The organism is Streptomyces anthophorae, assembly GCF_049310305.1.
Lineage (GTDB): Bacteria > Actinomycetota > Actinomycetes > Streptomycetales > Streptomycetaceae > Streptomyces.
In genome coordinates this window covers 1,087,257-1,109,006 of record NZ_JBLWQQ010000001.1, presented here as the reverse complement: position 1 = coordinate 1,109,006, position 21,750 = coordinate 1,087,257, and the positions used below count along the sequence as shown (strand labels likewise).

At 71.1% G+C, this 21,750-nt stretch carries 16 protein-coding genes; 8 read left to right on the top strand and 8 right to left on the bottom strand.

What is annotated here, in order from left to right; all coding sequences use genetic code 11:
• Positions 1 to 129 precede the first annotated feature (129 nt).
• Complete coding sequence (locus ACNYS0_RS04870; protein WP_461857805.1) at positions 130 to 1,782, bottom strand: glycine/sarcosine N-methyltransferase; 1,653 nt, start codon at positions 1,780 to 1,782, stop codon at positions 130 to 132.
• Between the two features lie 440 nt (positions 1,783 to 2,222).
• On the opposite strand from ACNYS0_RS04870, the gene ACNYS0_RS04865 reads away from it, so the two are divergent.
• The gene (locus ACNYS0_RS04865; RefSeq protein WP_422471405.1) at positions 2,223 to 4,583 is read left to right on the top strand and encodes a glycoside hydrolase family 127 protein; all 2,361 of its coding nucleotides are present in this window, start codon (positions 2,223 to 2,225) and stop codon (positions 4,581 to 4,583) included.
• A gap of 126 nt (positions 4,584 to 4,709) precedes the next feature.
• A complete protein-coding gene (locus ACNYS0_RS04860) occupies positions 4,710 to 5,291 on the top strand; it encodes a dihydrofolate reductase family protein (RefSeq protein WP_422471404.1) in 582 nt (193 codons plus the stop codon).
• Here the strand turns inward: ACNYS0_RS04860 and ACNYS0_RS04855 are convergent, their stop codons facing one another.
• From ACNYS0_RS04855 to ACNYS0_RS04840, 4 genes are all read right to left on the bottom strand, one after another.
• On the bottom strand, positions 5,292 to 6,629 hold the full coding sequence (locus tag ACNYS0_RS04855) for a M1 family metallopeptidase (RefSeq protein WP_422471403.1): 1,338 nt from the start codon (positions 6,627 to 6,629) through the stop codon (positions 5,292 to 5,294). It abuts the gene before it with no gap.
• Between the two features lie 89 nt (positions 6,630 to 6,718).
• Positions 6,719 to 10,609, bottom strand: a complete 3,891-nt coding sequence (locus tag ACNYS0_RS04850) for a Pls/PosA family non-ribosomal peptide synthetase (RefSeq protein WP_422471402.1) — start codon at positions 10,607 to 10,609, stop codon at positions 6,719 to 6,721.
• Positions 10,610 to 10,919: 310 nt separating this feature from the next.
• The gene (locus tag ACNYS0_RS04845) at positions 10,920 to 11,714 is read right to left on the bottom strand and encodes a hypothetical protein (protein ID WP_422471401.1); all 795 of its coding nucleotides are present in this window, start codon (positions 11,712 to 11,714) and stop codon (positions 10,920 to 10,922) included.
• A gap of 194 nt (positions 11,715 to 11,908) precedes the next feature.
• On the bottom strand, positions 11,909 to 12,247 hold the full coding sequence (locus ACNYS0_RS04840; RefSeq protein ID WP_422471400.1) for a YciI family protein: 339 nt from the start codon (positions 12,245 to 12,247) through the stop codon (positions 11,909 to 11,911).
• 215 nt (positions 12,248 to 12,462) lie between these two features.
• Here ACNYS0_RS04840 and ACNYS0_RS04835 point away from each other — a divergent pair, with 215 nt between their 5' ends.
• A complete protein-coding gene (locus ACNYS0_RS04835; RefSeq protein WP_422471399.1) occupies positions 12,463 to 13,023 on the top strand; it encodes a DUF1648 domain-containing protein in 561 nt (186 codons plus the stop codon).
• Positions 13,024 to 13,025: 2 nt separating this feature from the next.
• Here the strand turns inward: ACNYS0_RS04835 and ACNYS0_RS04830 are convergent, their stop codons facing one another.
• Positions 13,026 to 14,354, bottom strand: a complete 1,329-nt coding sequence (locus ACNYS0_RS04830) for a glycoside hydrolase family 125 protein (RefSeq protein WP_422471398.1) — start codon at positions 14,352 to 14,354, stop codon at positions 13,026 to 13,028.
• Positions 14,355 to 14,616: 262 nt separating this feature from the next.
• Here ACNYS0_RS04830 and ACNYS0_RS04825 point away from each other — a divergent pair, with 262 nt between their 5' ends.
• From ACNYS0_RS04825 to ACNYS0_RS04815, 3 genes are all read left to right on the top strand, one after another.
• Positions 14,617 to 15,813, top strand: a complete 1,197-nt coding sequence (locus tag ACNYS0_RS04825) for a cytochrome P450 (RefSeq protein ID WP_422471397.1) — start codon at positions 14,617 to 14,619, stop codon at positions 15,811 to 15,813.
• 156 nt (positions 15,814 to 15,969) lie between these two features.
• Positions 15,970 to 16,914, top strand: coding sequence for an alpha/beta hydrolase (locus ACNYS0_RS04820; RefSeq protein ID WP_422471396.1), 945 nt, complete (start codon positions 15,970 to 15,972; stop codon positions 16,912 to 16,914).
• Between the two features lie 3 nt (positions 16,915 to 16,917).
• Positions 16,918 to 18,510: a flavin-containing monooxygenase gene (locus tag ACNYS0_RS04815; RefSeq protein ID WP_422471395.1), complete on the top strand. Its 1,593-nt coding sequence runs from the start codon at positions 16,918 to 16,920 to the stop codon at positions 18,508 to 18,510.
• A 9-nt stretch (positions 18,511 to 18,519) separates the two neighbouring features.
• Here ACNYS0_RS04815 and ACNYS0_RS04810 read toward each other — a convergent pair whose 3' ends face one another.
• Together ACNYS0_RS04810 and ACNYS0_RS04805 are read right to left on the bottom strand one after the other, a co-directional pair.
• Positions 18,520 to 19,131 (bottom strand): dihydrofolate reductase family protein, encoded by a 612-nt coding sequence (locus tag ACNYS0_RS04810; protein ID WP_422471394.1) that lies wholly within the window; start codon positions 19,129 to 19,131, stop codon positions 18,520 to 18,522.
• A gap of 117 nt (positions 19,132 to 19,248) precedes the next feature.
• Positions 19,249 to 20,202: a hypothetical protein gene (locus ACNYS0_RS04805; RefSeq protein WP_422471393.1), complete on the bottom strand. Its 954-nt coding sequence runs from the start codon at positions 20,200 to 20,202 to the stop codon at positions 19,249 to 19,251.
• 122 nt (positions 20,203 to 20,324) lie between these two features.
• Between ACNYS0_RS04805 and ACNYS0_RS04800 the strand changes: the two genes are divergently transcribed.
• Both ACNYS0_RS04800 and ACNYS0_RS04795 read left to right on the top strand, forming a co-directional pair.
• Entirely contained in the window at positions 20,325 to 20,978 is a 654-nt protein-coding gene (locus ACNYS0_RS04800; RefSeq protein ID WP_422471392.1) for a DUF7691 family protein, read from the top strand.
• Positions 20,979 to 21,018: 40 nt separating this feature from the next.
• A complete protein-coding gene (locus ACNYS0_RS04795; RefSeq protein ID WP_422471391.1) occupies positions 21,019 to 21,735 on the top strand; it encodes an alpha/beta fold hydrolase in 717 nt (238 codons plus the stop codon).
• Positions 21,736 to 21,750: the final 15 nt, after the last annotated feature.

Sequence of the window (21,750 nt, the reverse complement as noted above, 5' to 3'; positions counted from 1 at the left end):
TCCCTCTTGAACGCTCTTGAACGTCTGTCGGCCGGCCCCGCGTGCGCCTCGGGGCCGGCCGGTGGAACGTCACTCGGTCGTACCGCTCGGTCGTACCGTTCCGCTGTCCCGCTCAGCTGTCCCGCCCAGTCAACTGGCCCCGAGCCGGAAGTGGAAGATGCCCCAGGTGAGGTCGGTCCCGCGACCACCGTCGATCCAGTGGCCGAGCCCCGTCTTCATCTGGGTGAGGTAGTCGTGGCTGATCCTTCTGGCCAGACCCTCGGCCTCCAGGCGCTCGGTCTCCTCGAGGACCCGCGTGTAGTGGTTCACCAACTGCTCGCGGTGCTCCTCGAAACCGCCGTCGACGGCGGTGAATCCGAGCCGGTCGAGCTCGCGGGTGTAGAAGCCGGGGGAGCCCATGTCGTCCAGATGGATCCGGTCGAGGATCGGCTGAAGCACGTCCGCGCGGCCGCCGTCCGTCGCCGCCATCGGGTCGGTGAAGATGAGCCGGCCGCCGGGCCGCAGCACCCGGGCGATCTCCTTGAGGACCTGGACCCGGTTCCCGCTGTGCAGGAACGCGTCCTGGGACCAGACGACGTCGACCTGGTCGTCCGGGTACGGGATGTCCTCGAAGGAGCCGTCCACGACCTCGATTCTGTCGGTGAGCCCGCGGGCGGAGTTCAGCTCCTTGTGGCGCTGGTTCTCCACCTCGCTGAGGTTGAGGGCCAGGACCCGGCAGCCGTACGTCTCGGCCAGGTAGCGCGCCGAACCGCCGAACCCGGAACCGAGGTCGAGCACCACGGAGTCCCGCGTCAGGTCGAGCTTCGACGCCATGTGCTCGACGGTCCGCCTGCTGGCGTCCGCGATGGGTTCCGCGGGACTCTCGTACAGGCCGATGTGGATGTCCTCGCCGCCCCACACCGTGGCGTAGAAGGTGTCGGCATCGGGGGAGTTGTAGTAGCTGCGGGCGGTGCCGACCGCGCCCTTGTACTGCTCCTCCGCTGCGTCCGTCCTGTACTCCTTCTCCGCCACATGGACGAAGAAGTCCGGCTGTTCACGCCGGTAGGTGTGCTGGAAGTCGCCGTAGGTCTCGATGCGCTGGAAACCGACGTCGGACATCAGCCGCCGCGTGTAGTCCTTCCGCAGCGGAAACATGTTGAGGTAGTACCTGGATTTGTCGGGGAAGCTGTACCGCATGCGGCACAGGCCTTCGTCGACGTACTCCGGTTCCACGATGACGTCCTCACCGCAGTAGTAATAGCGGTGTTTGCTCGTGTATCCGTCGTCCAGGATCGCGTCGTAATTGCGCTGGTCCAGGATGAGAATTCCGTCGTGCTTGAGCATCGCGTAGAACTCGGCCAGCGCCTTGCGCCGGTCGCGTTCGGAGAAGAGATGCGTGAACGAGTTGCCGAGGCAGACGATGGCGTCGTACTCCCCGTGGACGTCCCTGTTGAGCCACCGCCAGTCCGCCTGGACGACCCGCAGGATGTGCCCGCCCTGCTTCTGGCCGTTCTCGAAGGCCCTCGCCAGCATCTCGGCGCTGCCGTCCGCGCTGACGGTCTCGAACCCGGCGGACAGCAGCGCCACCGAGTGGAATCCCGTGCCCGTCGCCACGTCGAGCACGCTCTTCACCCCCCACTTCCGCAGCAGGTCGATGAAGAAATTGCCTTCGCTCTCCGCCCTCTTCTCCCAATCGATGAGGGAGTCCCACTTCTCGACGAAGCTGGGGACGTATTCCTCGGTGTAGTGCCCGGTTTCGCGTACTTCGACAGGGTTGTCGCCGAACTCTTGGGCCGGTTGCACGATGATGGGGGACCTTTCAGTTTTGAGGTGTCTTGCCCTGGCGCGGCAGCCCAAGACGGCACAGAGCTCCGGTCTCGGGAGCCGCACGGTCTGTGTCGGATCGCTGTCCAAGACGGTGCGCTCCCATGCCTCCAAAGTTCGTATACAGGTGCCCAGTTGAGGCGGAGACCGGTCCTGGCCAGTGCCTCTGTGTCTCAAGATTGTCCGAGGCGGAGAAGGTGAAGGTGGCTCGCATAAGGGGTGTTGGTGGGCGAACCGCCGCACCGGCGATAGTCGGCCAGGGCTGGAATTCGTCCCGCGGCGGACGTGTGTGGTGTGCGGAGGTGTTGACGTGCGGTCCACCCCGCGTGAGATCTTGGCTCCCGTTCAGGAGTGTTCGGTAAGTCAGAGGCCGTTCGGGATTCCGGACGTTGCCGCAACTCCCGTGAAAGGGGAGGGACATGTCGACATCCGGAGGCCGGCCCATACGACGGCGTGAGTTCATGGCCGCATCGGCCCTCGGCACCGCGGCCGTGGCGGCCGGATCCTGGCCGGCCGCCGCCCAGGTGCCCGCGTCCGGACCCGGCGCGGCCCACGTGCCCGGGAAGAGTCTCCCGCCGTACGTCGGCGCGGGCAGCACGGCGCCCGTCCGGCCGTTCCGGCTGAACGAAGTGGCCCTGGGCAAGGGCCTTTTCCAGGAGAAGCGCGACCGGGTGAAGGCCTTCGTCCGCGCCTATGACGAGCGGCGCTTCCTCGTGCTGTTCAACAGGACCGCGGGCCGGCTCAACCCGACCGGCGTGGAGGTACCCGGAGGCTGGGAGGACGGCGGCCTGCTCAGCGGCCACTGGGCAGGCCACTACCTCACCGCGCTCGCCCAGTCCCACGTCGACCAGGGCGAACAGGTCTACCAGGACAAGCTCGACCACATGGTGCGCGAACTGGCCGCCTGCCAGGACGCCCTGAAGGGCAGGACGGTGCACCCCGGCTATCTCGGCGCGCTGCCCGAGGACACCGTGCTGCGCGCGGGCCCGCCGCGGTTCGCCGTGTACGGCAGCGACCCGGACAAGAACACGTGGGCGCCCTGGTACACCCAGCACAAGATCATGCGCGGCCTCCTCGACGCCTACACCCTGACCGGCAACGAGCAGGCCTTCGAAGTCGTCAGGGCCATGGCGGACTGGGCCCACCTGGCCCTGACCCTCGGCGACACGCAACACCCCGACTACCGGGGGCCCGTCACCCGCGACGACCTCAACTATCTGTGGGACACCTACATCGCGGGCGAGTACGGCGGCGCCAACGAGGTCTTCGCCGAGATCCACGCCCTCACCGGCGACGCGCGCCACTTGGAGACCGCCCGGCTCTTCGACAGCCGCGAGTCCCTCTTCCAGGCCTGCGTCGACGACCGCGACATCCTCACCACCACCGACGCGACCCGGCCCGGCCGCAGACGCCCGAACCACCTGCACGCCAACACGCACGTTCCCAACTTCGTCGGCTATCTACGGGTCTTCGAACAGAACCGGGACGACGACTACCACCGCGCGGCGCGGAATTTCTTCGGCATGGTCGTCCCGCACCGGATGTTCGCGCACGGTGGCACCAGCGGGACCGTGCCCGGCGCCAACACCAACCCGGAGGCGTTCCAGAACCGCGACAACATCGCCCACGCCATCGCGGGCGACGGCGCCGAGTCCTGCACCACGTACAACCTGCTCAAGCTGGCGCGCAATCTCTTCGCCTTCGACCCCGACCCGGCCTACATGGACTACTACGAGCGCGGCCTGGTCAACATGGTGCTCGGGCAGCGCGCCGACACGGACCGCACGGACGACCCGCAGCTCGCCTACTTCCAGCCGCTGACCCCCGGCGCCGCCCGCGACTACGACAACACGGGCACCTGTTGCGGCGGCAGCGGCCTCGAAGGCGGCACCAAGTACCAGGAGACGGTGTACTTCCGCTCCGCCGACGACAAGACCCTGTGGGTCAACCTGTACATCCCCTCCACGCTGCGCTGGCGGGAGCGGGACTTCACGGTCACCCAGACGACCGGCTTCCCGCGCGAACAGGGCAGCACACTGAACGTCGAGGGACGCGGCCGGCTCGCCCTCAAGCTGCGCGTCCCCAGCTGGGCGGCCGACACCCGGGACGGCTTCGCGGTCTCCGTCAACGGACGCCGCCTCACGGGCCCGCGCCCGAAGCCGGGCAGCTACCTCACCATCGACCGCGACTGGCGCCCCGGTGACACCGTCGAGATCTCGATGCCGTTCACCGTCCGCGTCGAGCGCGCCCTCGATCGTCCGGAGATCCAGTCGGTGTTCTGGGGCCCGCTGATGATGCCGGTACTCGGCGAGGTGGCCAAGGGCGAGTTCCAGGAGCTGACGCTCTACCGGCACCTCAAGCGCGACGGTGACTACGCCCGGTCGGCGTTCAGACCGGGCCGCGGCCAGACCCTCACCGCCGGCCGGCACACCTTGCGCCCGCACTACGTCGGCGACCGGAAGCCCCAGTCCGCCTACTTCAAGCGCGTCGAACCCGAGGTGGTCTTCGGCTCCCTCGCCACCGGCGTCCCCAACCGCAAGCGCGACGACGACCTGCCGCACTACGACGTGCCGGTCGACGGAGTCACCTCGCCCGGCGACGACGGACTGACCTTCCTCGACGTGGTGTGGGACGGGGCGCCGTTCGCCGAGCACCGCGACTTCGTCCGTCGGGTGGAGCGGACCGCTGCTGAATGGGCCGCTGCCGGACTCTTCACGGAGGAACAGCGCGCCACCGTCGTCGAGCGTGCGGCCGCGGCGGAGCGGGAGCTGGCACCCTAGCTCCGTGCGGAGCGGTGCCGTGCCGTCCCGTGTCTTCCCGTGCCGTCCCGGCTCCGGCGATGAATCCCGGCGCGATGGCCGGTCTGCACCTTCGACGGTCGATCCATCGCACATCAGGAGGGCAGCATGGCCGCTTCCTACACGTTCGACGTGTTCTCCAGCCTCGACGGGTTCGGCGCCGCCGACGGCGGGAGCTGGACCGGGTACTGGGGAAAGCAGGGCCCCGAGCTCCTCGACCACCGCCTCGACCTGTACCGCGAGGAGCAGCGGATGGTCTTCGGGGCGAACACGTACCGGGCGTTCACGCGGATGCTGGCCTCCAGCACCGAGGAGTCGGAGGTCCGCGACCCCTGGGTGACGCGGATGATCGGCCTGCCGGCCACGGTCGTGTCGAACACGCTGGAAGAACCGCTCGACTGGCCGGACGGGACCGTCGCGCCGGGCGACGCCGTCGATGTCGTCGCCCGGCTCAAGGCGGAGTCCCCGGTGCCGCTGCGGTCGCACGGCAGCCTGTCCATGAACCGGGCGCTGATGGCCGCCGGTCTGGTGGACCGCGTCCAGGTGACACTCTTCCCCGTGATCACCGGGAGGACCGGGCTCGACCCGATCTTCCAGGGCGCGGCCGACTTCGACCTTGAGCTTCTCGAACAGCGCACGCTCGACAGCCACATCCAGGAACTCGTCTACCGGCCGATCCTGCATGTCTGATCATTGACGGTCCGAGGCCGCCAGGGACGGCACCTCCGGAAGCGCCGTCCCGTGCACCCACGCCCGGAACACCGTGTCCACGGGCCGGCGGGCGAACCGCTCCAGATGCGCGGCGAACATCTCCGTCGTGACGACGCCGTGCCGGTGCAGGTCCGTCCAGGCGCGCAGCGCGCGGAAGAACGCCTCGTCGCCGAGCGCGCAGCGCAGTGCATGGATGGCCAGGGCGCCGCGTTCGTAGAGGCGGTCGTCGAACATGTGCTTGCGGCCGGGGTCGGCCAGGGACAGGTTCTCGGGGAGCCCAGCGAGCAGCCGGTGGGCCGCTGCCGCCAGGTCCTGGGCGGTGCGGCCGCCTGAACGCTCGCACCACAGCCACTCGGCGTACTTGGCGAGGCCTTCGTTGAGCCAGATGTGCTGCCAGTCGGCGACGGTGACGCTGTTGCCGAACCACTGGTGGGCCAGCTCGTGGGCGACGAGGCGCTCCGCCCCGCGGGCGCCGTCCACATGGTTGGTGCCGAACAGCGACAGGCCCTGCGCCTCGACGGGGACGTCGAGCTCCTCGTCGGTGACCACCACCGCGTACTCGCGGAAGGGGTAGGGGCCGAACAGCTCCTGGAACAGGTCCATCATCTGCGGCTGGCGCGCGAAGTCGCGGGAGAACTCGGTCAGCAGGTGGGCCGGGAAGTGCCCGGTCTGCGGGACCCCGTCGAGCCCCGGGTCGCCGAGCAGCGCCGTCTGGAATCTTCCGATGGCCAGGCCGACCAGATAGCTGGAGGTGGGCGCGGGCTGCTCGTACACCCAGGTCGTGGTCGAGGCCCTCGTCGTACGGGTGAGGAGGCGGCCGCCGATCACCACCTGGTACGCGGAGGGGGTGGTCAGGGAGATCTGGTACGCGGCCTTGTCGGCGGGCCGGTCGTTGCACGGGTACCAGGAGGGGGCGCCGACCGGCTGGCTGGCCACGAGCGCGCCGTCGGTCAGCTCCTCCCAGCCCAGGCCGCCCCAGGGGCTCTTCACCGGCTTCGGGTTGCCGGAGTAGTGCACCTCGACGGTGAACGCGGCGCTCGCGGACAGCGGCTTGGCCGGCCGGATCCGCAGCCGGCCGCCGCGCAGCGTGTAGTGGGCGGGACGGCCGTCGACCCGGACCCGGCCGATGCGGAAGTCGGCGAAGTTCAGCTGGAACTCGTCGAGTTCGGCGTGGCCCGCGATGGCGCTGAGCCGGGCCGTGCCGGCCAGCCGGTTGGGCTCGGGCCGGTAGTCCAGGTCGAGTTCGTAGCGGTGCACCCGGTAGCGGGGGTCCCCATTGGACGGGAAGTAGGGGTCCGGCTTGTGCTGCCCGTTCACGCCTCGTCCGCTCCCTGTCCCCGTGCCCGGTCTCGTCGCCGGGCCCGTTCTCGTACGACATGGCCAACGCCCGGCCACCACCCGCCGGTTCACGGGCGCCAGGCCTCGATCGGATTGCCCAGCCACCGGCTGCCCGACGGCACCGATTCGCCGGCCATCACCAGGGACGCGGGCCCCAGTGTGCTGCGGGCGCCGATCTCGCTGCCCGGCAGCACGATTCCGCCAGGGCCCAGCGTGGCGCCCTCTCGGAGGGTCACAGTATCCGTCCGCAAGATCCGGTCGTGGAAGAGGTGCGTTTGCAGGACACAGCCGCGGTTCACGGTCGCCCCGGCCTCCAGGGTGACCAGGTCGGTCTCCGGCAGCCAGTAGCTCTCGCACCACACGCCCGCCCCGATGCGCGCGCCGAGCCCGCGCAGCCAGGCGGTCAGGACGGGGGTGCCGGGCACGGACCCGGCGAGCCACGGCACGGCGAGCATCTCCACGAAGGTGTCGGCCAGTTCGCCCCGCCACACGAACCCGCACCACAGCGGGTGTTCGCCCGTGCGGTGGCGGCCGACCAGCAGCCACTTGGCCACGATCGACGTCGCGCACGCGAGGACGCCCGCTGCCAGCAGGACGGGGCCGCCCAGGAGCGCCGCCGCCCACAGGCCGTACGCCGCCGCGAGGGCGGCCAGCACGCCGAGGACGAGGACGACCAGGGCGGCCGAGCAGAACACCGGGACGAGCCGGCCCAGTTCGACGAGGGCGCGCGCCCAGCGCAGCCGCGCAGGGGGTGCGTACGTGCGGCTCGGGTCGGAGCCGGTCGCCGGGCGGGGCAGCCGGACCGGCGGCAGGCCCAGGTACGAACTGCCCTGCTTGGCCTTCTTCGGGGTCGCCGACAGGACACCGACCAGACCGTCGTCCGGCACCGAACGGCCGGGCGCCGTCATGCCCGAGTTGCCGAGGAACGCCCGGCGCCCGATCCGGGCACGCCCGATCCGCACCCAGCCGCCTCCGAGTTCGTACGGCGCGGTCAGCGTGTCGTCGGCGAGGAACGCGCCGTCGCCGACCGTGGTGAGGCCCGGCAGCGCGAGCACCGTGGACACCTCCGCGCCCCGGCCGACCCGCATGCCGAGCAGCCGCATCCACACCGGCGTGACGAGGCCCGCGTACAGGGGGAACAGCGTCTGCCGCGACAGGTCCATCAGCTGGGTGACGGTCCACGACTGCCAGCCCGCCCGGCTGTGCACCGGGAACGTTCCGGCGGTGAGCCCGAGTCCGATCAGACGGACGCCGGCCAGGATCAGCGCGGCGTACGCGAGTCCGTAGGCGAGGGCCGCGGGGACGACCGCGAGCAGTCCGCCGCGCACGGCCTCGCCGAGACCGGCACTCGCGGGCACGAAGGCGTGGGCGACCAGCAGGGCCGGGAGGGCGGACAGGAGCGGCAGGAGGGTGAGGGAGAGGCCCGCGACCCCGTACAGCGCGCGCCAGCCCGCCGTGCGCGGCGGCCGGTGCTTCGGCCACTCGCGCTTGGCCTTGCCGAGCTTGACCGCGGGGGAGCCCGCCCAGCGCTGGCCGGTCGGGATGTGGCCCCGGGCGGCGGAACCCGGCGCGATCTCGGCGCGCTTGCCCACCCGGGCGCCCGGGAACAGCACGCTCCGCGTGCCGACGACGGCGCCCGCACCGACCTTCACCGTGCCGATCTCCAGGCGGTCGCCGTCGAGCCAGTGCCCCGACAGATCGACCTCGCTCTCGATGGCGCAGCCGCGGCCGAGCTTGAGCAGCCCGGTGACCGGAGGCAGCGAGTGCAGATCGACATCGGGGCCGACGCGGGCGCCGAGCGCGCGGGCGTAGCGCTGAAGCCAGGAACCGGTCAGCGAGGTCGCGCCGCTGTGCTCCGCGAGGCGTTCGGCGGCCCACAGTCGCAGATGGACACGGCCGCCGCGCGGGTACGTGCCCGGCCCCACGCCGCGCAGCAGCAGCCGGGCGCCGCCCGCCGCGAGGGCAAGGCGCCCCGGCGGACTGAACAGGAGCAGCGCCGCCGGGGCGACCAGCCACCAGGAGGTGGAGGGTGCCCACGCGAAGCCGCCGAGCCGGTGCAGAACGTTGGACAAGGCGGCGAGCGCGACCGTCCAGCGCAGGCCGTTGAGCGTGAACAGCGGGATCAGGAGCAGGAGTTGGACGATCTTCGCGCGGTTGGGCACCGGGGTGATCACGCGCTGGGAGCCGTCGTCCTGCGCCGATTTCTCCAGGCGGCGCGCCAGCTTGCGCAGGACGGGACGCTCGTAGATGTCGATGACGGCCGCGCTCGGGTAGCGGGTGCGCAGCCTGGTGGTCAGCTGGGCAGCGGCGAGGCTGCCGCCGCCGATGGCGAAGAAGTTGTCGCCCGCGCCGGTGACGGGGACGCCGAGCGTCTCGCTCCATTGCTCGGCGAGCCAGGCCTCCGTGCCGTAGAGCTGCTCGGCGGGGGCGCCGGTCCCCATGTCGGGCAGCGGCCACGGCAGCGCGTCGCGGTCGACCTTCCCTGAGGTGCGCGTGGGCAGCTCGGCGACCGGGGCCAGCAACGGCACCAGAGCGGCGGGCAGTTGGCCCCGCAGCTTGTCCACGGCGGCCGCGTGCTGCCAGCCCTCCTGGGTGACGAGGTACCCGACGAGCAGCTGGTTGCCGCCGCGTGCGGTGCGCACGGCGCAGGCCGCGCCCGCGACCCCCGGCAGCGCCTGGAGCGCGGCGTCGACCTCGCCGAGCTCGATGCGCCGCCCGCCGAGCTTGACCTGCTCGTCGCCGCGCCCGAGGAAGACCAGGCCCTCAGGATCGGCCTTGACCAGGTCGCCGCTGCGGTAGGCGCGCGACCAGCCCAGGGCGGGCAGCGGCGCGTACTTCTCGGCGTCCTTGACCGGGTCGAGGTAGCGGGCCAACCCCACGCCACTGATGACGAGTTGACCGCTCTCGCCCATCGGCACGGGCCGGTCGGACTCGTCGACGACCGCGAGTTCCCAGCCGTCCAGCGGCAGCCCGATGCGCACCGGCTCGGCGCCGGTCATCAGGGAGGCGCAGGTGACGACGGTGGCCTCGGTGGGGCCGTACGTGTTCCAGACCTCGCGGCCCTCGGTGACCAGGCGCTGGACGAGTTCGGGCGGGCAGGCCTCGCCGCCGAAGATCAGCAGCCGGACGTCGTTGAGGGCCTCCGGCTCCCACAGGGCGGCCAGCGTCGGCACGGTGGAGATCACGGTGATCTCCTGCTCGGCCAGCCAGGGACCGAGGTCGGCGCCGCCGCGCACCTGGGAGCGCGGCACCGGCACCAGACACGCGCCGTGCCGCCACGCCAGCCACATCTCCTCGCAGGACGCGTCGAACGCGACGGAAAGGCCCGCCATGACGCGATCCCCCGGCCCGACGGGATCCTCGGCGAGGAACAGCGCGGCCTCCGCGTCCACGAACGCGGCGGCGCTTCGGTTGCTGACGGCGACGCCCTTGGGCCTGCCGGTCGACCCGGAGGTGAAGATGACCCACGCGTCGTCGTCCGGCCCGGGCCGCCCGGCGGGAGCGGTCGAGGTGTGGGCGACGTCGAACGCGAGCCCCGCCCCGATCACGGTCCGCACTCCCGCCTCGCCGAAGACGAGTTCGGCCCGCTCGTCCGGGTCCTCGGCGTCCACGGGTACGTAGGCGGCGCCCACGGCCAGCACGCCGAGAATCGCGACATACAGCTCGTTCGTGCCGGACGGCACCCGCACGCCGACCCGGTCGCCGCGCCCCACGCCCGCCCCGGCCAGACGCCGGCGCAGCCGGTCGACCTCCGCGTCCAGCGCCCGGTACGTCAGACGGCGCACGCCGTCGTCGAGTGCGGGCTCGTCGGGATGCTCGCGGACGGTCGCGTCCAGGATGTCGACCAGGGTGCGCGGGGCGGCGGCGTCCTTCGCGAAGAAGTGCGCCGGAGCGTCGAGCCGTTCGGTCAGCTCCGCTTCCAGCAGGCTGAGCTCGTCGTGTGCGCGAGTGGCGTCCATCAGGTCCCAACGTCGAGACGGCGACAGCCCGGCGGACGCGACGCAAGTGCCCCCGAACTGCCCGGAGTTGCCAGGCCCGGGCCGGACAACCGGGACATGTTACGGCGTCCGGGGTGTTCGGCGCGGATCGTGCAGGTCAATCGGGGCGTGGGGCGGGGGTGTTGAACTCCTGGGCGTGATCGCCCAGTTGCCGACCAGATGTGGCCGCGCGCAGAGCCCGGCATCGCCCCGGCGCACGGAACCTCCCGGCGGCGGGGCGATGTACGTGGAGAGGGCGTGGACGCCCGTGGCGTCGGCCGGTCGTGCTCTTCTAGTTGTGCTCCTCGTCGATGGTGACCGCGGCGCCATTCTCGATCTTGACGACGACCCGGACGCCGCCCTTCTTCGCCGCGGCTTCGAGCTCGCCCTCGGTGCAGCGCTTGTTGTCGCCGTTCTCGCCGCAGATCCAGCCGTTGCCGTTGATGGTCGTGGCGGTGGCGCTGTAGAAGGCGGTGGTGTTGCCGTCGCTGTCGACCAGGGAGTACTTGCCGGGGGCCATGTAGCCGAGTTCCCCGGAGCGCAGGCCGCTGGGCTTGTCGGTGTCCGAGTCGCCGCCACCGCTGTCGGCGTGGTCCTCGACGATGCTGACGGCCGTGCCGTTCTTGATCTTCACGGTGGCGGAGACGCCCTTCTTGGACGCGGCCTCGAGCTGGTCCTCGGTGCACTTGGTGGCGGCCTGGCCCTCGGCGTCGCCGCAGATCTCGCCGGCGCCCTGGATGTCGGTGTCGGTCGAGGTGAAGAACGCCTGCTCGGTGTCCTTCAGGTCGGAGACGGTGTACTTGCCGGGCGCCAGGTAGGAGACGTTGCCGAACCAGGTGCCGCTGACGCCCTTGCCCTGGGACGTGCCGCCCGAGCCACTGCCTGCCTGCGACTCCGAGCCCTCCCCGGCCCCCGAACCGGCCGCCCCGCCCTTGTCCTTCGCGTCCGATGCCGCGGTCGACGACGACGCCGAATCGCTCGACGCGGCGCCCTCGTCCGCGCCGCCCTGGCAGGCCGTGAGCAGGGTGGTCGTGGCCATCAGGGCGGCGGCGGTGAGGACGGCCTTGCGGCGGTGGTTGCGAAACATGGTGTGGTTCCCCCGTTGCTGGATGGGCGTGCGGTCGGTCGAACGGTTGGGCTCTGTGCCCTTGTTCGATCTTGAGCCTGCCTGATCGCATGTGTTCGGGGGAAGCGCCGTTACGAGGTGATGACGATCTCGCCGTGCCCCTAAGACACCCAAGACACGAGGGACACCTCAGACAGCCCAGACACCTGAGACGGTCACGCGGGGAGGGCGTCCCCGGGGAAGCCCGCGCACGGGTGAACCTCGCAGCGCATCATTCCGGCCCGTACGCACGGGTCCCCGGCCATGATCTCCGCGGCCTCCTCGGCCGACACGGTCATGACCGCGGCACCGGCCACGGTGTCGGAGGCGACCGGACACAGGATCGCGATCACCCCGTCGGCCCGCAGCGACACCATGCGCCGCTGGTGTTCGCGTTCGATCGCGTCCGCGCCCTCCATGGTGCGCTCCGGCCCCCAGTGGAGGAGTGCCAGGCTGTAGGGCTTCGCGGTCGCTGCCAGAGCCTGAACCTGTTCGTCGGTCACGGTCGTGGTCATGCTGTCTCCCTACGTCGCGATGCGATCGGCCAACGCGACGATAATTCCCCCGGCCCCGCGGACGTGGGTCATCCGCCACACGTCCTCGAGGTAGCTCAAGCCGACGCCGGGGCACGGGCGCGGGGAATACGGGTCGTTCCCGGCAGCCGGTGGACATGGATCGTTGCCGGGGGCGGGAAGGATCACGCGGGCCGTGGTTGTCCCACAATGGGCGCATGCCGGAAGCCTCGTACACCCCACCGCGCTTTCCCCGGGCCTGGCTGGCGGCCAACGTGTTGCTGCTGGCCGGGATGACGGCCTGGGGCGCCGCCGTGTATCCGCGCCTGCCCGACCGCATCCCGCAGCACATCGGCGGCAGCGGTGTCGACGCCTGGACGGACAAGTCCGTGGGCGCCGCGTTCGTACTCGTCTTCGTCTACGCGGGTGTGACCGCGCTGTTGTCCGCCACCGCCGCGATGGTGCTGCGGGCCACGCCGACCGCCGAACTGCCCGACGGCGGGCCCCGGTTCGCGATCACCGGCGGTCAGCGGCCCGCGACGCGCACCGGAGCCCGCCGGATGGCCGTCGCGCTGCTCGTCACCAACTTCGGGATCGGGCTGTCCTTCGTCGTCGGCAACCTCGTGCAGTGGCGCACGAGCGTCGCGTCGGAGGTTCCGTGGTGGTTCTTCGTCGGGCTGCTGGCACCGATCGCGGCCGGCACCGCCCTCACGATCGTCGTGGGCGTGCAGGACCGCAGGGCGGGCAACAGGCGACGACGGGAGCTCGGCCGCCCCTAGGGCTACGTCCCCGCTGATGTGTCCCACAGGGAGCGCGTGCCGTGGCCGGCCACGTCCAGGGCCAGTTCCGCGTACATCGCGTTGGCCCAGGAGAACCAGTCGCGGGTGAACTTGTCCGGGTCGTCCTTGTGGAAGGACTCGTGCATCGCCCCCGTGCCGCCGTCGGTGGCGATCAGAGTGTGCAGCAACTGGAGCCGCCGGTCGGGGTCGTTGCTGGTCAGGCCCTCCACGGCGAGGGCGATCGGCCAGATGTGACCGTCGGGGGTGTGCGGGCTGCCCACGCCCTCGGCGGCCGTTCCGCGGTAATAGGTCGGGTTGGCGGGGGAGAGCACGAACGCGCGGGTGGCCAGGTACAGCGGATCCGACGGTGAGACGTCGGCGACCAGCGGAAGGGACAGCAGGCTGGGCATGTTGGCGTCGTCCGCGAGGAGCGCGTTGCCGAGCCCGTCCACCTCGTAGGCGTAGATCGTGCCCTGGTCGGCGTGGTCGGCGTGGTCGGCGTGGTCGACGGTGCCGTGCCGCCGGGTCGCCGCGCGCAGTTCGCCCGCCAATTGGGCCGCCTCGTCGGCGAGTTCGGTGTCCCGCGCGTGCCGCGCCATCGTGGCGACGCCGTCGAGGGCCGCGGCGGCGCACAGGTTGGCGGGCACGTTGTATCCGTAGGTGCAGGCGTCGTCGCTCGGCCGGAACGCGCTCCACGTCATCCCGGTCGGGGCGACGGGTGTGCCGCGTCCCTCATTGACCAGGGTGTCGGTCGGCGGGACGTTCGCGCGCACGAAGCGGTACGTCGACAGGTGCTCGTGGTCCTGCTCCGTGCGCCAGACGGAGATCGCGGAGCGCGCCGCCTCCAGCGCCTGCGCCAGGTGGTCCGTGCGCCCGGTCGCCCGCCAGAAGCGGTGCGCGAACAGGAGCGGGAAGGCGAGGGAGTCGACCTCGTACTTCTCCTCCCAGACCCACGGGTCCTCGCACAGGTCGTCCGCGTCGTGGGCGCGGCCGGACGGCTCGGCGTTGAACGCGTTGGCGTACGGGTTGTGCGCGATCTGGCCGAACTGGCGGCGCAGCACGGCGAGGAGCAGGTCCTGAAGGTCCGTGTCGTCCTTCAGGAGCGCGAGGTACGGCATCATCTGCGTCGTCGAGTCGCGCAGCCACATGGCGGGGATGTCGCCCGTCACGACGAAGGCGGTGCCGTCCGGCATCGGGCGGATGGTGCGGGCCAGAGTGTCGTCCAGGCAGCGCACCAGCGTCTGTCCGAAGCGGGGGTCGCCGAGCTCGTCGAGACGGCGGACCGCCTGCTGGACGACCGGGTTGTGCTGGACGCTGGTGGGGAACGGCATCGTCGGCCTTTCGGTGGCGGGCGATGCCAAACGTAGATCACTGGCGTGGGGCGCGGAAGGGCGCGGCGGACATCGGGCGCGGGTGTCGGCGCGCCGGTGGACGGGCTGTCGCAGGACCGGACACCGCAGGTGCGGGGCGCGGCGTCAACCCGGACGACACCGTGCCGGTGAGCTTCCAGGACCTGCGCACCCTCAAGTCCGCGGCCCGTCGCGTGCCCGCACGTCCATTGACAGTGCGTCAGGTCTCCCGCACCGTGCCGCCATGAGCATCGTCCCGCCGCCCGCCCGATTCCGTCCCCGCGGTGCCGAGTCCTGGCGCGATCCCTACGCGATGTACGCGGCCCTGCGCGACGACGATCCGCTGCACCACGTCGAGGACGGCGACTACTGGGTGCTCTCGCGCTACGACGACGTCCTGGACGCGCTGCGCCGCCCCGAGGTGTTCTCGTCGCGCAAGGGTCTGACGGTGGTCGGCGACGACATGGCCGCGGCCGGTGTCGATGCCGCGCCGCCGCTGGTCATGCTGGACCCGCCGGAGCACACCGAGTTCCGCGGGCTGCTCACGAGGGGATTCACGCCGCGCCGCGTGGAATCCGTGGCCGACGCGGTAAGGGACTTCGTGCGCACCCGCCTCGACGCGATCGACGCGGCGGGTGACCCCGTCGACATCGTCGCCGAGCTGATGCGGCCGCTGCCGTGCTTCGTCGTCGCCCACTACCTGGGCGTCGACGAGGCCGACCGGCAGCGCTTCGCCGGCTGGACCCGAGCGATCGTCCAGGCGGGCGCCCAGGGCCACGCGCTCGACGCGCACGAGGCCGTCGCCGACCTCTTCGCGTACTTCTCCGCACTCGTCGAGCGGCGCCGCGCGGACCCCGCCGACGACACCGTCTCCGACCTCGTCCGGGTCCTGGGCGACGATCCGCAGGCCGTGATCCGGATCCTCGGCTTCGCCTTCACGATGATCGCGGGCGGGAACGACACGACCATCGGCCTGCTCTCCACCGCCGCCCAACTCCTCACCGAAGAAACCGGGTTGAGGGACCGGATCGCATCGGACCCGGAGTCGGTCGGCCCCTTCGTCGAGGAGGCACTGCGCCTGGCCTCGCCCGTCCAGGGGCTGGCCCGCACCCTCACCGAGGACCTGAGGCTGCACGGCAGGGCCGCGCCCGCCGGGGCCAGGGTCCTGCTGCTCTACGGATCAGCCAACCGCGACCCCCGCGCCTTCGGCTCCCGCGCGGACGAGGTCGACCTGGACCGTGGAGCCCCGCAGCACCTGGCCTTCGGCTACGGCCCGCACCACTGCCTGGGCGCCGCCGCGGCCCGCCTCCAGGGCCGGACGGTGCTCACCGAACTCCTCTCCCGCTTCCCCCGGTTCACGGTCGATGCCGCACGCGGCACGTTCGCGGACGGTGCCTACGTGCGCCGGTACGAGACGCTGCCCTTCGCGACCGGTGGATGACGGGAGACCCGGTCCCCGCCGAGGTCTGGACCCCGCGAGGCTCTCCGGCGAGCATGGTCCGTGCACGGTACAGCGGCCGGTGCGCGGGACCGGACCCGCCTGCCGTACGCGCATCACCTCCGAGAAGACGAGCGGGATCGACGAGGGGACGGCCGTATGCCACTGGAACCGGTGACCCAGATGTTCCTGGCGGAACTGGCCGAGACCGACGGCCCGGCGATGCACGAGTCGACACCGGCCGTCGCCCGGCTGCACGGCCCGATCCTGTCGGGTCTCAGCGGCCGGGGCCCGGACGTGGGCGAGGTGCGGGAGGTCAAGGTCGAGGGCCGGGACGGCGGGCGGTTCCGCGTCCGGGCGCTGCGTCCCGAGGGCGCCCCGCAGGCGATCCTCGTGTACTTCCACGGTGGCGGCTGGGTGCTCGGAGACATCGACCTGCAGTACGACCACGTGGGCCGCCGCCTCGCGAACGCGACGCGGGCGACCGTGGTGATGGTCAACTACCGCAAGGCACCCGAGCATCCGTTCCCGACCGCGATCGAGGACAGCTGGGCGGGGCTGACCTGGGTCGCCGAGCACGCGGCCGAACTCGCCCCGGGCGGAGCCCCGTTGCTCGTCGCCGGGGACAGCGCGGGCGGCAACATCGCCGCCGTGATGACCCATTGGGCGCGCGATCGCGGCGGCCCGGCCATCGACTACCAGGCCCTCGTCTATCCCGTCACCGACTGCGACCTGGACCGGCCTTCGTACGTCGCGCCGCAGAACCAACTCCTGCTCTCCCGCGACACGATGGCCTGGTTCTGGGACCACTACCTCCCCGACGAGCGGGCCCGCACCCACCCGGACGCCTCCCCGCTGCGCGCCGCCAGCCTCGCGGGCCTGCCCCCAGCGCTCGTCTACGTCGCCGAGTGCGACCCGCTGCACGACGAGGGCGTCGCGTACGCGCACGCCCTGCGCGAGGCGGGCGTCCCGGTCGCACTCGAGGAGGCCACGGGCCAGATGCACGCCTTCTTTCAGATGGTGGGCATCCTGCCCGGCTTCGAGGACGGGCTGCGCCTGGTGGCGGAGCACATCAACACGTACGTCGCCGAAAGGACGGTGTGAGCCATGGCCGACCACGACGTGATCGTCATCGGCGCCGGGTTCGCCGGCCTCTACCAACTGCACCGGCTGCGCGCGCTCGGCTTCGACACCCTGGTCGTCGAGGCCGGGGCGGATGTCGGCGGCACCTGGTACTGGAACCGGTACCCCGGCGCCCGCTGCGACATCGAGTCCGTCGAGTACTCCTACTCCTTCGACGCCGACCTGGAGCAGGAGTGGGACTGGAGCGAGCGCTACGCCGCCCAGCCGGAGATCCTCTCCTATGTCCACCATGTGGCCGACCGCTTCGACCTGCGCCGTGACATCGTGCTCAACACCCGTGTGGAGTCGCTCGTCTGGGACGAGGCGGCGGGCCGCTGGACGGTGACCGCGTCCGACGGCACACCCCGCACCGCCCGCCACGTCATCGCGGCCACCGGGTGCCTGTCCGTGCCCTCACGGCCCGGTTTCGAGGGGCTCGCGGACTTCGCGGGCGAGGTGCTGTGGACGTCGGGCTGGCCGCACGAGGGCGCCGACCTGACCGGCAAGCGGGTCGCCGTGATCGGCACCGGTTCCTCCGGGCTCCAGACGATCACCGCGATCGCCCCGCTGGTGGGCTCGCTCACCGTCTTCCAGCGCACCCCGTCGTACGCGGTGCCCGCCCACAACGGCCCCAACGCCGCACGCCTCGCCGCGGCGCGGGCGCGCTACCCGGAGCGCCGCGAGGTGTCCCGTGCCTCCTCGAAGGGCTTCGACTGCGGCGAGGACGGACAGGTACTGCTGGCCGAGACCGAAGAGGCCGACATACGCAGGGAGTTGGACCGTCGCTGGGACGAGGGCGGGCTCTGCTTCGGCAGCGGCTTCAGCGACCTGCTCAAGGACGCGCAGGCCAATGAGGCCGTCGCCGAGTACGTCCGCGCCCGGATCCGCGAGAAGGTGAAGAACCCCGAAACCGCCGAGCGGCTCACCCCGCGCACGTACCCGATCGCCAGCAAACGGATGTGCATCGACACCGGCTACTTCGAGGTGTTCAACCAGGACAACGTCACCCTGGTGGACCTCACGGAACGACCCATCGGGCGCATCACGGAGCGCGGCATCCGCACCGGGGACGGGATCGTGCACGAGCTCGACGTCATCGTCATGGCGACGGGGTTCGACGCGATGACCGGCGCCCTGAACGCCATCGACATCCGGGGCGCCGAGGGCCGCTCACTGCGGGAGAAGTGGGAGCACGGGCCGCGCACCTACCTCGGCCTGATGTCGGCCGGCTTCCCCAACCTGTTCACCGTGACCGGCCCCCAGAGCCCGTCCGTTCTCTCCAACATGATGACCTCGATCGAGCACCACGTGGACTGGATCACCCGCGCCCTCACCAACCTGCGCGAGCGCGGGCTGCACCGCATGGAGGCCGACCCCGACGCCGAGGACAACTGGGTCAACACCACCAACGACCTCGGCGACCTCACCCTCATGCCGCAGGCCGCCTCCTGGTACATGGGCGCCAACATCCCCGGCAAACAACGGGTGTTCATGCCGTTCATCGGCGGCGTCGGCCTCTACCGCGACCTCACGAACGGTATCGCGGTGAGCCACTACCACGGGTTCGAGCTGAGCTGACGTCGCTGCTCAGCCGGCGTGGCGTTTGCGGTAGCGGATGTGGGTGGCCAGCGGTGAGTGGAGCACCTCGACGGGCTCGAAGTCGAAGGACTCGACGCCGTCGAAAATGCGCTCGCCGCTGCCGAGCAGGACGGGTGCGATGTCGAGGGCGAGTTCGTCGATCACGCCGGCGTCGAGTGCCTGTCGGACCGTCGAAGCGCCACCGGCGATGTCCACACCCTTGCCGTCGGCGGCCTTGAGCGCCTGCGCGTAAGCGGCGTCGAAGCCGTCGGTCACGAAGTGGAAGGTGGTGCCGCCCGCCATCTCGATCGGTGCGTGGGCGTAGCGAGTGAGCACGAAGACCGGGGCGTGGTACGGGGGCTCGGAGCCCCACCAACCGTCCCACGGCTCGTTCCACTCGCCCCGGATCGGCCCGAACATGTTCCGGCCCATGACGTAGGCGCCACGCGGGCGCATCAGCCAGCCGTTGGCCGTCCTGTCGGCCTCGGTCGCGCGCGGATCGCCGATGTGCCAGCTGTGCAGCTCCTGGCCGCGCTTGCCCAGCGGATCGTCCCGGCTCTGGTCGGGCCCGGCGACGAAACCGTCGAGCGAGATCGACATGTGGCAGGTGGTGTCGGACATCAGCTTCTCTCCGGCAGACGGCGGTTGCGGGGCGTCCTGAGGCCATCGGACCACAGGACACACGTACAGACCGACAGGGACGACCGAACTCATCGCGACATCGCGAAGCTCTCGAACTCAGTTCTCGACGCGCATCTCGCTGCGGACGTGTCCCGTGAGCTCCGCCGCGTCCTCCGTGGACACACCGAGGGACCCGTCGTGTGGGGTGACGATCCCGACCGTCGAGTAGTCGGCCCAACCGCACACCGCCGTTTCCATGCGCGGTTTGTCGTCGTCCCAGTTGTCCACCTCGTAGTCCGCGCACTCCATCACTGCTCCGTCGAGTGAGTCCGCCTCCCTGTCCTCCGCCACGGACAGCTGCGAGACGACGTGGCCGGGAGCCTTGTCCGTAGCCGCGGTGAGCTTCTTCTCCACGAGCTCGAAGTAGTACGTCAAGGCCAGTTCGGGGTTTTCGAACCTGCCGTATGCGGCCGTGACCGAGAAGCTCTTGCCGTCCTGCGCACGCTGCAGCGAGTCCGCGGCCGCGCCCGGATCAGAGGTGTCGACGTTGCCGAGCATCTGGTCGGAGTAGCTGGCGGCGAGCTCCGTGGGCTTCTTCATCTCGTGCCACGCCAACACCTTGGGGTCGTCCGAGGCGAGGTTCGGGTCTGCCTCGTCGCCGTTGCGGTAGTAGTTGGAGAACGACATCGTCGACGGCGCGGTCAGCGTGTGCGGGCCGTCGTCCTTGAGCCCCTTGTAGCCGAAGAACCAGAACAGCGCGCCACCGATCGCCACCAGAGCCACCGCCACACCGCCGGTGATCAACAGGGCCTTGCCGCCTCCGCCACGGCGCGGAGGGTATCCGCCCGGCTGCTGCGGGAACCCGTAACCCCCTTGCTGCGGCTGCCCGTACGGAGCGGGCTGCCCGGGCTGGGCGTACGGGCCGGGCTGCCCCTGCTGCGGGAACGGGCCCGGCTGTCCCGGCTGCGCACCGTACGGGCCCGGCTGACCGCCGTACGGACCGGGTTGCCCGCCGTACCGTCCCGGCTGCTGCGGGCCGCCGGCGTACGGGCCCGGGTGGTTGCTGCTCACTGGTGAAATTCCTCCCCCGTGCGGATGCGTCAGGACATCCTGCCCGACGCACCCGGCCCGTGCGTAACTCGAGTACCGGGCGCCATGAGGGCGTTGTCAGTGGGGCCTGGCACTGTGTCCGTATGAGTCGGATCATCTCGTTCAGCACGGCGGACAAGGCGCAGGTCATCGGGTTCCTCGGCGCCGCCGAGAAGTTCACCGCGGAGCAGCGGCGCATCGCCGCCTTCATGCACGAGCGGGCACAGGCCCGGCAGGCGGACGTGGAGCGGCAGGAGCTGGGCTGGGAGCTGACGGTGCCCGAGGCGCTCGACCACCTGCTCTCCGGGCACGCCACGTGCACCGCGGAGGCGGCGGGCAACGCGTACGCGGCGGCGATGCAGATAGTCATCGACTGCAACGCCTCGGACCCGGTGGACCTCGCCGTCTACGCGAAACCGGCGACGTTCTTCGACGCGCTCGACACCGAGTTGCGCCGTGCGGGAGTCCCCGTCGGCCTGCTCCCCGGCGCCCACGTCATGGGCGGCCTGCCGGCCGAGTTCCCCTTCCCGCTACCGCTGCCCGAGCACGCCATGGAGAACTTCGGCCACTGGCCCCTGGACAGGGTCAAGCCGGCGATCGACGCCTACCGCGCGGTCCTGGACAAGGTCGACGAGAGCTTCGCCTTCGACCTGCAACTGCTCATCGAACGGCTCGAGTTCGAGCACGAGGAGTGGGAGGAGCACCACGACCGGGACTGGTTCACCCAGGACACGATCTTCTTTTCGATCACCGGGTGACGGGGATGTCTGATTCTCCTCGGCAGCGAAGGAGCCGTTCATGAAAGCCAAGCCCGCGCGCACCGTGGTCGCCTTCCCGGGGACGTTCTGCTCGCCGGTCATCTACGAGCGGATGCGGGGGCTGCTCGACGCGCGCTTCGACGTGCGCGCGCTCTCCTGGATGACGGAGGCACCGAGCCGCACCCTCGACGGCGTGGCCGCCTGGGTCGCCGACCGGCTCGCCGCCGACGGGTGCGGACCGGTGCTGCTGATCGGGCACTCCACCGGCGGTGCCATCGCCCTGCGCCTGGCGCTGTCCCGCCCGGACCTCGTCGGCGGACTCATGCTGATCGACACCGGGCCCCACATGCGCGGGCACGGCGATGTCACCGCTCTGGTGGACGTGATGGAGCGGGACGGCGCCTCCGGCGTGGTCGGCCCGCTGCTCGACCGTTCCTTCCACCGCGCCCCGACACCCGAGGACCGGCAGCGCCTGCTCGACTACGCGCTCAAGGCGCCCCTGGGCGCGGCGCTGGAGGTGCTGCGCAGCCAGCAGGCCGCCGACCTCACCCCGGAGCTGCCCTCGCTGCGGATGCCGGTCTCCGTCGTGCACGGCCGCTTCGATCCCGTCCGGAGCGTCGAGGCCGCCCAGGATATGGCCGCCGCGATACCAGGCGCCCGCCTGCACCTCGTCGAGGCGGGCCACAGCCCCATGTACGAGACACCCGCCGCGGTGGCCGCGGCCGTGGAGGAACTGGACGAGCGCATCGGGGCCTGACCGCCCGCCCGCTCC